This is a genomic window from Fundicoccus sp. Sow4_D5, from assembly GCF_052116365.1.
GTDB lineage: Bacteria > Bacillota > Bacilli > Lactobacillales > Aerococcaceae > Fundicoccus.
In genome coordinates, this window is sequence record NZ_JBQKLF010000006.1 from 116,186 (window position 1) to 130,733 (window position 14,548).

Annotated in this window: 16 protein-coding genes; 7 read left to right on the plus strand and 9 right to left on the minus strand. The window is 36.9% G+C overall.

The genetic code is table 11. The annotated features are described in order from the left end of the window. Window positions 1-35: 35 nt before the first annotated feature. The 9 genes from xseA to ACTQ45_RS08580 all read right to left on the minus strand — a co-directional run bounded on the left by xseA (window position 36) and on the right by ACTQ45_RS08580 (window position 9,828). On the minus strand, window positions 36-1,403 hold the full coding sequence (gene xseA, locus ACTQ45_RS08540; protein WP_441752873.1) for an exodeoxyribonuclease VII large subunit: 1,368 nt from the start codon (window positions 1,401-1,403) through the stop codon (window positions 36-38). Then, the gene (locus ACTQ45_RS08545) at window positions 1,404-2,282 is read right to left on the minus strand and encodes a bifunctional 5,10-methylenetetrahydrofolate dehydrogenase/5,10-methenyltetrahydrofolate cyclohydrolase (protein WP_441752875.1); all 879 of its coding nucleotides are present in this window, start codon (window positions 2,280-2,282) and stop codon (window positions 1,404-1,406) included. A gap of 172 nt (window positions 2,283-2,454) precedes the next feature. Next, on the minus strand, window positions 2,455-4,263 hold the full coding sequence (locus tag ACTQ45_RS08550; protein ID WP_441752877.1) for a DUF1002 domain-containing protein: 1,809 nt from the start codon (window positions 4,261-4,263) through the stop codon (window positions 2,455-2,457). A 324-nt stretch (window positions 4,264-4,587) separates the two neighbouring features. Beyond that, complete coding sequence (nusB, locus tag ACTQ45_RS08555) at window positions 4,588-5,028, minus strand: transcription antitermination factor NusB (RefSeq protein WP_441752879.1); 441 nt, start codon at window positions 5,026-5,028, stop codon at window positions 4,588-4,590. Then, window positions 5,021-5,446, minus strand: coding sequence for an Asp23/Gls24 family envelope stress response protein (locus ACTQ45_RS08560; RefSeq protein ID WP_441752880.1), 426 nt, complete (start codon window positions 5,444-5,446; stop codon window positions 5,021-5,023). The genes nusB and ACTQ45_RS08560 overlap by 8 nt, the downstream gene beginning before the upstream one ends. A 65-nt stretch (window positions 5,447-5,511) precedes the next feature. Beyond that, window positions 5,512-6,573, minus strand: a complete 1,062-nt coding sequence (locus ACTQ45_RS08565) for a M24 family metallopeptidase (RefSeq protein ID WP_441752882.1) — start codon at window positions 6,571-6,573, stop codon at window positions 5,512-5,514. A 129-nt stretch (window positions 6,574-6,702) separates the two neighbouring features. Beyond that, window positions 6,703-7,644 (minus strand): 2-keto-3-deoxygluconate permease, encoded by a 942-nt coding sequence (locus ACTQ45_RS08570; protein ID WP_441763466.1) that lies wholly within the window; start codon window positions 7,642-7,644, stop codon window positions 6,703-6,705. A 250-nt stretch (window positions 7,645-7,894) separates the two neighbouring features. After that, on the minus strand, window positions 7,895-9,610 hold the full coding sequence (gene rnjA, locus ACTQ45_RS08575; protein WP_441752885.1) for a ribonuclease J1: 1,716 nt from the start codon (window positions 9,608-9,610) through the stop codon (window positions 7,895-7,897). A gap of 2 nt (window positions 9,611-9,612) precedes the next feature. Further along, complete coding sequence (locus ACTQ45_RS08580; protein WP_441752887.1) at window positions 9,613-9,828, minus strand: DNA-directed RNA polymerase subunit epsilon; 216 nt, start codon at window positions 9,826-9,828, stop codon at window positions 9,613-9,615. A 299-nt stretch (window positions 9,829-10,127) separates the two neighbouring features. Here ACTQ45_RS08580 and comGA point away from each other — a divergent pair, with 299 nt between their 5' ends. The 7 genes from comGA to ACTQ45_RS08615 are packed head-to-tail and all read left to right on the plus strand — an operon-like array spanning window position 10,128 to window position 14,518. Beyond that, window positions 10,128-11,114: a competence type IV pilus ATPase ComGA gene (comGA, locus tag ACTQ45_RS08585; RefSeq protein ID WP_441752889.1), complete on the plus strand. Its 987-nt coding sequence runs from the start codon at window positions 10,128-10,130 to the stop codon at window positions 11,112-11,114. Further along, window positions 11,068-12,138, plus strand: coding sequence for a competence type IV pilus assembly protein ComGB (gene comGB, locus ACTQ45_RS08590; protein WP_441752891.1), 1,071 nt, complete (start codon window positions 11,068-11,070; stop codon window positions 12,136-12,138). The genes comGA and comGB overlap by 47 nt, the downstream gene beginning before the upstream one ends. Window positions 12,139-12,151: 13 nt before the next feature. Then, a complete protein-coding gene (gene comGC / locus ACTQ45_RS08595) occupies window positions 12,152-12,487 on the plus strand; it encodes a competence type IV pilus major pilin ComGC (protein ID WP_441752893.1) in 336 nt (111 codons plus the stop codon). Window positions 12,488-12,497: 10 nt separating this feature from the next. After that, the gene (comGD, locus tag ACTQ45_RS08600) at window positions 12,498-12,935 is read left to right on the plus strand and encodes a competence type IV pilus minor pilin ComGD (RefSeq protein ID WP_441752895.1); all 438 of its coding nucleotides are present in this window, start codon (window positions 12,498-12,500) and stop codon (window positions 12,933-12,935) included. Further along, window positions 12,919-13,272 carry a prepilin-type N-terminal cleavage/methylation domain-containing protein gene (locus ACTQ45_RS08605; protein WP_441752897.1) on the plus strand — a complete coding sequence of 118 codons (354 nt, stop codon included), beginning with the start codon at window positions 12,919-12,921 and terminating at the stop codon, window positions 13,270-13,272. Before comGD ends, ACTQ45_RS08605 begins: the two co-directional genes overlap by 17 nt. Continuing rightward, window positions 13,232-13,684 (plus strand): competence type IV pilus minor pilin ComGF, encoded by a 453-nt coding sequence (locus ACTQ45_RS08610; RefSeq protein ID WP_441752899.1) that lies wholly within the window; start codon window positions 13,232-13,234, stop codon window positions 13,682-13,684. Before ACTQ45_RS08605 ends, ACTQ45_RS08610 begins: the two co-directional genes overlap by 41 nt. 18 nt (window positions 13,685-13,702) lie before the next feature. Further along, window positions 13,703-14,518: a hypothetical protein gene (locus tag ACTQ45_RS08615; RefSeq protein WP_441752901.1), complete on the plus strand. Its 816-nt coding sequence runs from the start codon at window positions 13,703-13,705 to the stop codon at window positions 14,516-14,518. The last annotated feature ends 30 nt before the right edge of the window (window positions 14,519-14,548 follow it).

Here is a 14,548-nt window from a genome sequence, read left to right on the forward strand (position 1 = left end):
TTATTTCTTCCTCTCATACTCTTATAAAGTGTGACTTAGTCATCAAATAGCGCTTTTTCATCAATTTGATTAATTTCAGCTGCTACTTGACCATCGCTAAATTGAATGGACAGGTCCATTCCAACTTCTAATTGCTTTACACTACGGACTAATTCACCCTTATGTTCAACTAGAGCATAGCCACGAGACATGCTCTTTAATGGGCTATATGCATCTAGTAAATGCACTTGATGTTTTAGCGATTGATTCTTTGTTTGCATCAATTGTTTAATCTGTTGTTTCAATTGTAATGTTAAATGATCATTGACCTGTTGTAGTTGTTTTAAGCGTTGTTTAGGATGTTGACTATTTAGACCTTGCATCAAATAATTTAAGCGATAATTCAATTGCTCAAAGTATCTTTCTTGATAAGTATCCAAGCGTTGCATACTAATATCCAATTGTTGCATATAAGCTTGATATAAGCGGTCCGGTTGTTTTAACACATAAGACTCACTTGATCGCTCTAATTGCTTTCGCAATAAGTTCATCTTTTGACTAATTGCTAAAATTAATCGTTGTTGTGAGTTTAATATCCGATCTAATAAATCAGTTAAAACAGGTACCGCTAATTCCGCCGCTGCGGTTGGTGTTGCCGCTCGCATATCCGCGACTAAGTCGGCTAATGTTGTGTCTGTCTCATGCCCAACAGATGAAATTACGGGCAATCGACAAGCAATTATCGCTTGAGCTACAGCTTCTTCATTGAAACACCATAAATCTTCAATTGAACCGCCACCTCTTGCTAGAATAACGGTATCAAAGTTCGCTACGTGTTGGTCCACTTTATTAAAGGCAGCTACAATTTCTCCAGCAGCCTCTTTTCCTTGAACGCGCGTTGGAAACACTGTGACATCAACAATAGGGAATCGCCTTTGAATCGTCGTTAGAATATCTCGAATAACTGCCCCTGTCGGACTGGTAATCACCGCTATCTTCTTTGGAAATACAGGCACTGTTTTTTTAGGTAGATCGAATAAGCCGGCTTCTTTGAACTTTCGCTTTAATTGTTCTAGTGCCTGGTACAATGCGCCTACTCCATCTGGCTCCATAGAGTCGATGGTGATTTGGTACTGGCCAGTTGGTTCATAAAGTGTAATCCGTCCAACTGCTAATACCTTCATTCCTTCTTCCATTTTAAAAGGGATTTTATTAAAAGCGCCCTTATACATCACGGCACTAATTCGTGCTTTATCATCTTTTAAATTAAAATACTGATGTCCATTGGGACGAAATCGATAGTTGGAGATTTCTCCTATCACCCAAACGCGTTGGAGATATGGATCCACATCGAACTTTCTCTTTAAGTAACTCGTTAATGCTTGGACACTCAAATATTGCTGCTGAGTGATTGTTTCTGACATTTAATCACGTCCTAAATATTCTGCTGGGTTCAAATTATGTTGGAGACACGCACACAATATTGTTTGTTCCATCAGCATTGCAACCGTCATTGGTCCTACTCCACCAGGAACAGGTGTGATAGCACTAACTTTATCGAATACTTCATCATAATTTACGTCTCCAGATAATTTACCATTGGGTAATCGGTTGATACCCACGTCGATCACGACAGCACCTTCCTTTAAATGGTCGGCAGTTATTGTACCGGCACGTCCAACAGCTGAAATCACAATATCCGCATTTCGCGTATGGGCTTTTAAATCTGCTGTGCGCGTGTGACAGACTGTGACAGTCCCGTTTAAATGGGTTAATAACAAAGATAATGGAAGACCTACAATCTGACTACGCCCTACAATTGTAATGTTCTTTCCTTCTGGATTAATTTGGTAATGCTCTAATAAATTGATAATACCTTTGGGAGTACAAGCCACTACAGTCGCATCGTTGCCAACTAATTTCCCAACATTGTAAGGATGGAAGCCATCGACGTCTTTACTAGGTAAAATTTCTTCTTTAACTTTTTTTTCACTTAGGTGTTTTGGTAATGGAAATTGAACAATCATTCCGGAAACCGCATCATCGTTATTCAACTTTTCTATTTGTTCTGACAGAGTCGCTTGAGTAATATCTTCTGGTAAAGTAATCCAGTCAAATTCCATTCCGATTTGAATCGCTTTACGTTGCTTTTGACCGACATACACTTTGCTTGCTTCATCTTCACCTACGGTTACTACGACAAGTTTAGGCACGACATTAACTTTAGCTAGCTTTGCCACCACTGTTTTATATTCAGTTGTTAACTCTTTTGAACGTAATTTACCATCAATAATTGTTGTCATAAACATCCTCCTTGAAATACACGTTAGTCCTATTTTAACATAGTTTCTATCATGAAACTATTCAACAACTCCCGTATTTATAACTGTTTATTCCATCATTCGCCATCTTATCAAAAGACAAGAAAAAGCCTAGTAATAGACTAGGCTTTTATCAAACATCTAATATAAAGGCTTATTCTGCGCCTTCTTCTGGTGTAGTTTCTTCTAACGTTGTGTTTTCTTCTGGTGTTTCTTCAGAAGGTGTTTCCTCACTTAAACTATCCTCTTCGCTTGATGGTTCTTGTGAAACCTCTGACTCAATCACTTCTTCTAGTGATTCTTCATTTGTTTCTCCAGTCGTTTCTTCGCCTATTTCCTCAGTTACTTCCTCTTCAGGAGCGATATAACCTGGAATCATAAAATCAGCTGGAATCTCTTGTTGGGCGTATTGATTCTCTACTTGAACACCATATACTGATGCAAAGTCAAAAGTAGCAGGTAAAGTTGTTGCTGTACCTAATATTTCATCATATTGAACAATACTGTTGTTTGTTAAATTAAATTCAACATCTGCCATCATTGTCATATGGCTCACAGCATCCCAACGAACAAAGAAGTTAATAAACTCATTCGCTTGAGTCATTTCTGCATAACTAAATACTTCTGGTGCTAAACCAGTTGCGTTTGCAATACGTTGGACAATCTCAGCTAAGATTGGATTTTGAGCACGTAAGCCGTCTGCAGAATTAAGTTGACTTAACCAGTGGTCTTTCAACGTCACATATTCAATACCAGCTGCTGCCGCTGCTGATTCACGTTCGGCATCAGTATTCGCTGCATATTGATAAGCTAAAGTTCTTAACTGGTTTAAGGCATCTAATTCTGTTGGTGTTAAGCTTGGTGTTAAAGCTTCAAAGATAAATGTGTGTGAATACAGAGTATCAATTGTTTCACCCGCTTCAACTAAATCATAGAAATGATTATAAAATGCTTGAATTGCTGGATGGTAGACTGTTTCATCACTAAAGTCTGCTCTTTCAGCTGCTAATAAATCAGTTGCAGCTACAGCTCCTTCTTGATTTGATAAAATTTGAGACCAAGATTGACCGGCAGTGTTCGCTTGTGTGTTTTGAAGTTGTTCAACAACATCCGTATCTTGTGCTTGATCAGTTGTTGCGAACTCTGATGCCCAGTTTGAAATTTGAGCGATTACTTCTGGTGAAACGTTAATTTCTGTATTATTTACAGTTGTAGAATTATCCACATTTGTACTATTATCCACATTGTTTACAGTATTATTGATTGTATTTTGAACAATTTGGATAATTTTTTCTTCAGATAATAGCTCTCCAGAATTTTCAGTGGTTTCAATAATAATCTGTTGTTTAATATCTGAAGAAATTTGATTCGCTTGATCATCCGTTAATTCTGTTTCTTCTTGAACTTGTTGGATGATTTGAATTTCCTTTTCAGCTACTTGAATTGACTGTTGGTTTAGTTTAACACCAGACTGTTCTAGTAATGCATAAACTCCGGCTAAAGCACCTTCACCCGTAACAGGGCTCACGGTACCAATTTTAACAAGTACGTTTTTAGCGCCAGCTGTGATTGCTGCGTTCTGATACGTTGCTGGGGTTACCAAAGTGATATTCTGTGGCGTAACGATTTGGACTTGTACACCATACCCCTCACTTTGAGACTCGATAAAAGCACTTGAATACACAACAGTTCCTGGACCAGATCCATCCTGTAAAAAGCGATTAATGACAGTTCCATCGACATAAACAGTGTTCGTTGGTGTAACATCAGACGCACCTAATAATTGAATCGTTTGTTGTTGTTGTTCGGCTGATAAAGATGCTCCTAAAGATAATAAACGTTGGCTTTCCGTTTGACTAATCGCTTGGACATAATTGCTTGAACCTACTAAACTCGGAACAGTTACGGGAGCAAGGGCTAACGACGCTAGAAGAGCCGCTCCAATCTTAAAACTTTTTTTCATATATTCCACTCCTATTGATAGCTTGATTTGAATTTTACAGTTCTCAAATATCATTATAACAAAATATTGAGAATTATTTATTACGTATTGATTGAAATCGTGTAACTAATTTTTAGATGAGTGCAGTAACACGAACCTCGTCATAGATACGAACTAAGAATTTATTTAGTAGCTTTGGGGTTTATTTAGTCAAACTATGACGACTAAATACATTGTAAGATGTTTACCGAATCTCGACAAGCTACTTTCTAATTCTTCATAATTAAACAAAGAAAAACCCAAAAAAAGAAGAATATTCTTCACATATTTTGGGTTTACTCTTTATTATGCGTGGTTATCTAATACTTTAGCAAGAACACCACTGATGAAATTACGTGATTTATCATCACTAAAGGATTTACTTAATTCAATCGCTTCATTGACCGCCACCGTATTGGGTACACGTGTGTTGTCCACGAATAAAATTTCATAAAATGCAATTCTTAAAATTGTTAAATCAATTTTCGCAATGCGAGAAATTGTCCAATCCGTTAAATAGTTGCTTATTTGTTGATCAAGTGTTTCTTGCTGAGCAAGCACACCTTCCACTATTTCACGTAAATAGGCATCGATTCTTCCTTGATAGCCCTCTTCAGGGTCATTACCTGCCAACAGAGCAAATTCCAACGCACTTTCAGTGGTTGTCTCTTCTTGTGGCTCAATTAATTGGAACAACGTCTGCACAGCTTTTTCACGGACAATATGTCTCGATAATTTATTATTCAAACACTTCACCATCTTCTAATTCAGTTTCTTCATCAAGATGCAAATAGTCGTGATTAGAAGTCGGTTCAGTTTCAATTGAGACTACATGAACGTTAACTTCTTGCACTACTAGATCAGTCATAAATAAGATTTGTTCTTTAACTTTTTCTTGAACTTTAATTGCCACATCTGGCACTGAAAATCCATAATTCAAACGAATCTCAGTATCAATTGCAATGGCATTGTTTTCACGACGTACTTTAACACCGATTCGATCGCGATTGCGCGTCATAAAGCCTCCGATTTCGTTCTGTACACTTGCGTGTAGTTTATGAACACCTTCAACTTCACTTGCAGCTTTAGCAGCAATACTTTCCAATACGCCTGTTGTAATATTGATTTCTCCTAAATTTAAAGAAACACCTGTTTGTTTAGACATGTTCTTCGCCTCCTTTTCATACAATTTAGTATCGTGTATATTTTAGCGGAAAATCCACCCAGTTACTATAGGATAATTAAATGTTTTGGACTTTTGTTCAGACTTTCAACCCCATCCACCTGCACAAGTAAGTCATTTTCGATCCGTACGCCACCTAATCCTGGGATATAAATTCCTGGTTCGTTAGTAATAACATTTCCAACTTGAACAGCTTCTTCGTTTTTAAATGAGATGGCTGGTAATTCATGAACATCTAAGCCAAGACCATGACCAGTACTATGTCCAAAATAGTCACCATAACCTTTTTCTGTAATGTAATCACGTGCTAAGGCATCGATTTCTTTACCCGTCATTCCCGCCTTTGCTCCGCGGTTTACGCGTTCATGTGCTTCTAAAACAATGTGATAAATCTTTTCTAATTCTGGATCCACACTTCCAATCGCAATTGTTCGAGTCATATCTGAACTATAACCCTTGTAATAACAACCCCAGTCTAAAGTAATCATATCACCATCTTCAATGACTTTATCTGACGCCACACCATGAGGCATAGATGAACGAACACCACTGGCAACAATTGTATCGAAAGACATTGCTGAAGCTCCTTTTCCTTTGAGGAAAGCTTCCAATTCATTAGCTACTTCAAGCTCTGTGACACCAGGTTTGATGAATTTAAGGATATGTTCAAAGGATTGATCCGTAATGTCACACGCTTCTTTAATCAATGCAATTTCAGAAGGCTCTTTAATTTCTCGGATTTTTTCTACTAATCCTTTTGTCTCCACAATTTCAGCAGAAAATAATTCTTTAATGTGTAAGTAAGTTGTGACGTTCATTTGATTGGCCTCAATCGCCAGTTTTTTTACATTATTCGCAATCAAAACATCATTCACTTCTGCCATGATTGGCTGCTTATGAATCCTAACGGTATAACCAACTGCTTGCTGCGCTGCTTGTTCGTTATAACGAAAATCAGTGATGAAATAAGCTTCATTTTGAGTGATGACTGCAACGCCTGCACTCCCTGTAAAATTTGCCAAATAACGTAAGTTAACAGTTTCTGTAACTAATAAGGCATCCACATTTAGTTCTGTTAGTTTATTTCTAACTTTATCAATTCTAGACATAATACATCCTTCTTTCTATTCATTCTCGACTAGTATACCAAATTTCAAGCTTTTTACGAAATATTTCAACAGCAAGCTTTGAAATTCATCAAAAAAAACAGCCCTTACTCTCGCTTGGGCTATTATGGATTAAAAGTTAGGTGTTTTTAAATCATGCACATGATTACGAGTGTTCAATTTTTTAGCTAGATAGGGTGTGATAATGCTTGTTAAAACGACACCAAAAGCAATTTGAGCTGTTGCTGATGCAACAAAAGGTTGAATGGATGGATTTGATTGAGCGATTAAAGTTGGTACTGAGACCGACATCCCAGCAATGGAACTAATCGCTAGAGAAGAAATTCCATCTTTTTTTAATAATTTCATTTCAACATAAAGTAGAATAGGTAACATCAATATATAGAAGATAATTGTGATAATGACACCTTGAACCCCAGATTGAACGGCATTAATTAAGTTGATATTTGCACCAAAACTCCAGCCCATGAATGGAGTTAAAACTGAAACACCTGGTGCCAGGAACTTTGCCATATTCTCATCTAAATTCCCAACTAGCATTCCTAGTAAGATTGGAATTAGAGTTGAAAGAATTGGCATCCAATCAATGGCAGTTGCTTGTGATAGTCCAAATATCAGCATCGGATAAGCTGGAACACATAATAAACCAACTAAGCCAAAAGCAGAGACATCATCTGGTGTTCCCATCTCATCCTCTAAAGCTAGATATAAAGATGGGTTGGTACTACAGATAGTTGCGATAAAGGCAACCGCACTGATTCCTAAAAATCCTGATTGACCAAATAATTGGATAAATACAATACTTGCTATCACACAAATAATTATTTTTGTTAATAAGAGAACTCCCTGTTTTTTTAACACTTTACCAATTCGGTGAATGTTTAGCCCGGCTCCTGAACAAAAACACGTCACACCAATAACATAGTTTAAACCATCCGTTGTGAACATCGCTTGAGTCATACCACCGATTCTAAATAAGTTAGGTGCGAAAGTATAAAAAATTGCACTTAACAGCATTGGAACTAGTAATAGTCCACCTGGAAACTTTTTCATAAAATTAAACACGGAACAACCTTCTTTCGTTTTATGGACTCATACTTTCTCATATTTATTTGTCATTGTGTATAGTCATTTCATATTAAATCATTCTTTTGTTTGAGCAATTGAGACAACATACTTTTCAGTCTTTTTGTAAATTAGTTTTGGCTGTATGTCATAAGGTCCCTATTCGGCCTGGAGTGTAACTATCTAGAGGGAAAAAGCACTCATTCTTGTAAGGATACAAAAAGGAGTGCTTCTATAATTAATCTACTTTAGCTGAGCGCTTGCGCACACCTTTGTTTACATCAAGTAAAACTGGTAGAATCATTGGATTTCGTTCTGTTTTTTCATAAATCAATGGTTGAATTTGTTCAAAAATCAAGTCACGAATGAGTCGCTCAGTGACATTATTTCCATTTTCGTTCAAGCCACGGTTAATGATCGAACGTAAATTGTTTTGTAAGTCGTGAATTAAATCACCGGACTCACGCATATAAATGAAGCCACGTGACATTATGTCTGGACCACTGACCAGTTGCTTGTTCTCGTAATCGATTGTCGCTGTTACAATTACTAAGCCTTCTTCTGAAAGACTTTTACGGTCACGTAATACAATGCTACCGATGTCGCCAATTCCGCTTCCGTCAACATAGATATCATTTGCAGGGAATCGTCCGGCTAATCGAGCAGTTTCAGCTGTTAAAGCTAATACTTGACCATTCTCCATGATATAACAGTTATCTCGTGGAATCCCTGTTCTTTGAGCTAATTCGGTATGAATACTTAACATACGGTATTCACCGTGGACTGGAATAAAGAATTTAGGTTTCATTAATCTTAACATTAATAATTGTTCTTGTTGACCACCGTGTCCTGACGTATGGATGTTATTAAATTTACCATGAATAACATTTGCTCCAGCTTCAGTTAATTGATTGATAACACGGTTGACACTAATCGTGTTACCAGGGATTGGTGAACTCGAAAAGATGACAGTATCTTCTGGTTGTAATTGGATTTGACGGTGTGAACCTGCTGCAATTCGGCTAAGGGCGGCCATAGGTTCACCTTGCGATCCAGTACACAGAATAATCATTTGATCTGCAGGATGTTGATTCAGATCGCGATTGTCGATAATAACTTCGTTATTTTCATCTTGAATATAACCTAATTCACGACCAGTTTTTATAGCATTCTCCATACTTCTACCGAATACAGCAACTTTACGCCCAGTATCTTTAGCAGTTTGAATCACTTGTTGGAGACGTGACACGTTTGATGCGAATGTAGCAAAAATTACACGGCCAGAGACCCGTTGGATAATGTTCTTAATTGATTGTCCAACGATTTGTTCTGACTTAGTAAAGGTTGGAATTTCTGAGTTTGTACTATCACTAAGTAAAGCGAGTACGCCCTCTTCACCAATACGAGCCATTCGGTGTAAGTCCGCTGGTTCACCTACTGGTGTAAAATCAAACTTAAAGTCACCTGTGAAGACAATGTTGCCTGGAGGAGTTTTTACAACCACCCCATATGCTTCTGGAATACTGTGAGTGGTACGATAGAAACTCACACTAGTTTTTCTAAAACGAATAACTGAATTTTCATCGATTTCAGTAATGTTCGCATCTCTCAACAAACCACGTTCATGTAATTTATTTCGAATTAAAGCACTAGCTAACTTGCCAGCATAAATCGGAACGTTAAATTGTTGAAGTAAGAATGGGATTCCCCCAATGTGGTCTTCGTGTCCGTGACTAATTATCAAAGCTTTCACTTTATGACGATTTTGTAAGATGTATTGATAATCAGGAATCACATAGTCGATTCCTAACAATTCATCTTCCGGAAACATAACACCACTATCTAATAAGATTATCTCATCTTGAAATTGAACGCCATACATGTTCTTTCCAATTTCATTTAAACCTCCAACAGCGAAGACTCCAGCCTCGTTGTTTTTTATATTAACAGACATGGTTAATACTCCACAACGTTAAAATCCGGATTATTTTCGCGCTCATATTCTAGGTGAGCACCTGAAACTTCTTGGACTAATTCAATATTGTATGGTGTATTGTTAGCCAATTTCTCTCTTGCTTCTATCAGACTATCCGCCTCTAAAAACATCGATTTTGTTTTCTCGCGATTTGGAATTTGTAATTTGCTTTCTTGGTATATAACTTTAAATATCATTTGTATATTTAACTCCTTTTATTTATTTTCAACTGAGTGTTGAGCGTTAGCCACTCTTAGCCTCTTTCATTTTAGCATACTTTATTTTTCAAGTATACCAACTGACACTTTTGAAAAGGTATTCATTAATTTAACGAAAACTTAAACAATTAAAAAGCATAAATTGACTTAAAATACGTATTTATATATGACGAGTCTTTTGTCAATATATTTTTGAAAGGGTGATGTACTAATGATTGAACAAGACGCTCAAGAGTTAATCAAAAGCTGCCGTTAATATTGGGGTTTCAGATATCCATTTGTTGCCCATCAACACTGATGTCTACTGTATCTATTTTCGAATTAATGGAAAGTTAGAAAAGTATCAAACACAGCCAATTGAGTGGGGAAAGCGTTTAATTAGCTATTTTAAATTTCTCGCCAATATGGATGTGGGTGAAAAACGAAAACCACAATCTGGTGCGAGTCATCTACAAGTGGATAGTAGTCCAGTCGAATTAAGATTTTCAACTATTACAAATGTTCTGCTTTTGGAATCGCTTGTTATTCGTGTCATTCGACAACAATTGAAAAGTAGTCATGCAATTCAAACTTACTTTCCACAAGATATCACACTCCTGCGCTCCTTATTAAAAAGAAAAAGTGGTCTCGTTTTATTTTCAGGGCCTGTCGGGTCTGGAAAAACTACTACCATTTATCAATTACTCAGAGAAAGAATGTCTCAAGAAACCGTCCAAATCATTACGATGGAAGATCCGGTTGAAATTTATGAAGCAAACTTCCTTCAAACGGAAGTCAATGAATTAGCGGGAATTTCCTATGATGTCTTAATTAAATCATCTTTACGTCACCACCCCGATATCTTAATGATTGGTGAGATTCGTGATGAAGAGACGGCTCGAATGGCAATTCGCGGTGCTTTAACAGGTCATTTGATGATTGCGACGATTCATGCTAAAGATACTTTAGGAGTCATTGCCCGTTTACAGGAATTACAAGTGACATCTGAACAACTCAAGCAAACTTTAATTGGTGTCGTTTCCCAACGACTTGTCCCGCGCTATTGTTACCAATGCCAAGGTGATTGTCGTCCACAATGTAGCCTGTCGCCCTTAGGTACAAAAAGAGCCGCTCTGTTAGAGATTATGTCTGGTCAAGTATTAAAGGAAGTCTTGACTTTCAACGAGGCGCCTCAACACTTGGTCAATTTAAATCAAAAACTTAGAAAGGCGTGGGCATGTGGCTACATCAACGAAAAAACCTATACTCAGTTCGAAGTTATTTAACCATAAACTCAAACGTCTAAACGCTAAACAACGCGCCTATTTGTTAATCACTTTAGCGGATATGCTTGAGGAAGGTTTTTCAATCAACCAAAGTTTGGTCTTCATGAAATTGTTAATGAAACCTCAAGCAGGCCAGATTGAGTCTATCATTATCCAGCTTCAGCAAGGCCAATCCTTCGAGAGGAGTATTCAAGAACTTGGTTATTCAGTCTCTACTGTTGCTCAATTATTCTACGCACAAAGGCAAGGGCGTTTCATAGAAGCCCTACGGGCCACAGCCATGCAGATGCAACAAGTACAGAATTACCAACAAAAGATTATCAAAGTCATCACATATCCCCTAATAATGGGTAGTTTTTTAATCGCCATGATGTTTGGCATGCGAATTTTATTGCTTCCTCACATCATGAGTTTTATCTCCCAAGAAACGTATGATAGCAATGTTCTAGTGCGTTTATTGGTAATGTTCTTTAATTATCTGCCACAGATTAGTTTGTTTTTACTTTCTAGTAATTTGATTATATATTTATGTATCGATTTCTATTTACTGCGTTTAGATTACTTAGATCGTTACCGATTACTACTCCGTTTTCCCTTTTTAAGTTACTGGGTAAGAAGTTACTGTTCCTATAAATTATCTAAAGAACTCGGATATTTTTTTGAAGGCGGTTATTCCTTATTACAAACAGTTGAAGTCTTAACTTTATATCCAATTGACCCTTTTCTTACAGAAATTGCTGAACGATTAAAATATGGTTTAGTACAAGGGGAGCCATTAGTTGAGATTATCAAAGACATGAATCTCTTTTCTATAGAATTGCCAATGGTTATTTATCAAGGAGAACTGACCAGTCAAACTGCTCAAAAATGTAAAGTTTATTCTGATAAACTCTTTCACGATTTAATGGAAGATGTTGCAAAGAAAATAGGTTACATCCAACCGTTCCTGTTTCTCGTCATTGCGATACTTATTCTAGGCATGTACTTAACGATTATGCTCCCTATGTTAACAATGGAATTTTAATACGGAGGTTCTTATGAAGAAAAATAATGTTCCAAAAAGAAAAAAAGGTTTTACATTAATTGAAATGCTGATTGTGTTAGTCGTGGTAGCATTATTAATGGCGATCATCATACCTAATGTCGCGGGCCAAAGAACAAGGATTGACAAACAAGCTACCCAAAACATCGCAGAGATCCTTGAAACTCAAGCCAACACTTACCTACTTGTTGAAGATGATGCAGAGGTCACTTTAGGTGAATTAATCAGTGAAGGCTACATTACAAGTAAGCAAGCCACAGAAGCTGGAAATTTACTAAATTTTACAGAAGATTCGGTGATCACATTGCCTATCGAAATTCCTAGCGAGTAATTAACTGCTTATGCGTACGCAAGCTAAGATGGGCTTTACTTTAGCAGAAGCTTTAGTAGTCTTGCTTGTTATTTCTTTCTGCATGAGTGTTTTAGCCTACATTCCGTCAAATGAAATGCTTGAAAAAATTGAATCTCGACTCTTTTTTAATCAAGTATTAGCTGGCTTAAACCTCGCACAGGAAGTAAGTATCTTGCAAGAAACCCAAGTCTATGTTCGTTTTTGGCAAACTTTACCTTTCGTTCAATTTCAAATTGTTGGTCATGATACTCCCATTCAAGAAGTCAGTATTCCAGATTGTTGGCGTATTGAACAATCTTTACAATTCACACATTTTCCAGATGGTCGCACCAATCAATTTGGTACCGTCGTTTTCGTCCACCGCGATGGCCACCGTGCCGAGTTGGTCTTTCAGTTAGGAAGTGGAAAGTATGAGTTACGTCAATAAAAAAGGCTTTACTTTTATAGAATCACTCGTTGGTTTGAGCCTCTTTAGCTTAATTCTAATGTTATATTTACCTGCTTTTTATCTAGAATTATCGAGAGTTTCAACTTTACAAAGAGAAACACAACACTGGCAAATATTCCATGAATTAGTCAGTTTAAGATTGGATCCAAAGGTTACTGACGAACAATTTGAACTCGCTAAACATTCCATAGCAACCAAACGTTCTTACATAGTCAACGCTTTCGATTGCCAAGCTCATCAATGCTTTATTCAATTTTCAGATGGAGAAGTCTATGATGTTATTCTCGAAGAAATTAGCCCGTCAGCCGCCTCTTAAGCCAATTTACACCCATAAGAATGCTTTTACTCTTCTCGAGGCATTACTCGCTCTGTTAGTCTTTGCCATCATCATGCATAGTCTATCGATGGCAGTTACTCATTATTATCAGATTGAAGAAACGTTTAGAACAGATAAAGGACTGGAGTTTCAGCTATTCACTAAAATTATTTCTTTAGAAATAGATAATTATCAATTTATTAGTGCATCACCAGAAACCATCATTTTGACTGATAAGACTAAGCAATTCACCATCATCCATTCTAATCAAAAAATATACAAAACACCCGGTCATCAACCTTATCTCTATGATGTGCAGCAATGGCATTTAAATTGGTCTGACCCGATATTAACCATAACAGTTGCTTTCACAAATCAACAACAATATACCACTCAATTAATAATTGACTAAAACTTAAGGGAGCTTCAAATGAGCAAAAGAGCCTTTATCGTCCGAAATTTATCCTCTTTATTTCCGAATCAAAAAGGCATTGTATTGCCCGTAGTTATGGTTTTTATGGTACTCAGTCAAACTGTCTATTGGGGTGTGTTACATTTGAATCAAATAAATAGTCAACAATATAAACAATTTCAGGCTTACTACCAAGCTGAAATTCAAAATAGTATGGTTGATCATTTGTTAATTGATGATGACTCAGTATTTGCTTTGACTTTAGAAAATCAATTGTTTGATCACTTACTAAAGCAACACGACTTAATGGTTAAAAATCTTGCTATCGAAAGCTGGTTGCTTGAAAAGCCGCAAGTTGGCCTTGCTCGCTTATCATCTGCTGTCGATAGAGAACGCCTTTTTCTCTATCGACAGCTAGTATATCTAGATCAAGAACAATTAGATTATTGCTTACTCTTTCAGGATATTGAATGCTTTGGCCAATTGAATTCCAATGGTACGTATGACCCGAAAAGTTTTAACCTGGCCTTTGTGAACACCGATACTTTTGATAGCTTACAGGCCCAATTAGTAGACGATGGCTTTGTTTTAAACCACACCTTAAAACGTAACTTTCTCGACGCTTTGGCCAATAGTGATTTTTCTGAGATAAATTTTAAATTTAATTTAGGGTATGTGTCAATTTTCCAACTAAGTGACTTGACCTATCAATATACAACACAACTTAAACACATTGATTATTCTGTTACTAAAAGAAAACCAATTCGTACCACTCAATACTTACTAATCTGGCAAGGATACATTTATGAGCGCGCCTCCCCCGTGAATAAATAAAAGCTTGTTCAAATAGTAGGGTCAATTTCT